This is a genomic window from Phormidium sp. CCY1219 (assembly GCF_055795085.1).
This window is the reverse complement of sequence record NZ_JAYFEQ010000627.1, coordinates 1-801: the sequence shown is the minus strand read 5'-3', so window position 1 is coordinate 801 and position 801 is coordinate 1. Positions and strand designations below refer to the sequence as shown.

The window sequence follows — 801 nt, the reverse complement described above, 5'->3', positions numbered from 1 at the left end:
GAGATAAAAGGTGATTGAACGAAAATCAGTAAAGGGAAGCCTTCGGGCAACCTATAGAGGCGTACTTGACTTCGCCTCAGAGTCCGTTTTTCGGAAGTTCTAAAATCCCTCCGGGGAATCCCCGTCTCGTTAGAGCGCGGAGTAGTCAATGCCGCTCTCGATTCTCCATCGCTTCTCTCGATCGCGGTTTCGCCCTCTACCAAACCTCCACCCTGGTGGGATGCGCTTCCCATATCCCATCCCCCACCACATCCGGTTTCTGATGTACCCTAACCTTCTGTCCCTCCCCAACTTTGGTCTTTTCCCCCTGCCAGGATGCTCTCCTCCCCACACTGCATGGGGCATCCCATGCCACCTCCCTTGAGTCCGAACTAAAATAGAAAATAAGTTAAGATTGTTTACCAGATGACAATCTTAGCGCGAAAAATATTTAATACTAAGGGTAGAGGCTTTGTTTTTGCCTCCTTAGTTACCGTTATTTCACATTTAGCCGTTAAAAACGATTTGACAGCATTTTCTATGGAATCAGGTGGCCCGTCTGCCAGTTCTGCCGACCCACCTCCCCAGAGGAGCGTGGCGGATCTTGTCGGAACTGCGATTGCCTTATTAACCATCCTTCTACCTCTGTTCGCGATCGCTCATTACTCTCCGAACAGGGTGGACAGTTTACCACAAACCACTTCCTATCCCCTCCAGAGGCTCAGCGACAGATAATTTAAAATCAAGCGTCAGGGACTCCGTAGAAACCAACCCCATGTCTAAAGCCAGGGGCTTGTACTTCTAACCACCTGACCAGCCTAA

General features: G+C 49.8%; 1 protein-coding gene. It reads left to right on the top strand.

Translation table 11 applies throughout. The annotated features are described in order from the left end of the window. Positions 1 to 405 precede the first annotated feature (405 nt). Positions 406 to 714 (top strand): TLTLP motif-containing protein, encoded by a 309-nt coding sequence (locus AC0QH1_RS17975; protein WP_473154733.1) that lies wholly within the window; start codon positions 406 to 408, stop codon positions 712 to 714. Positions 715 to 801 lie beyond the last annotated feature (87 nt).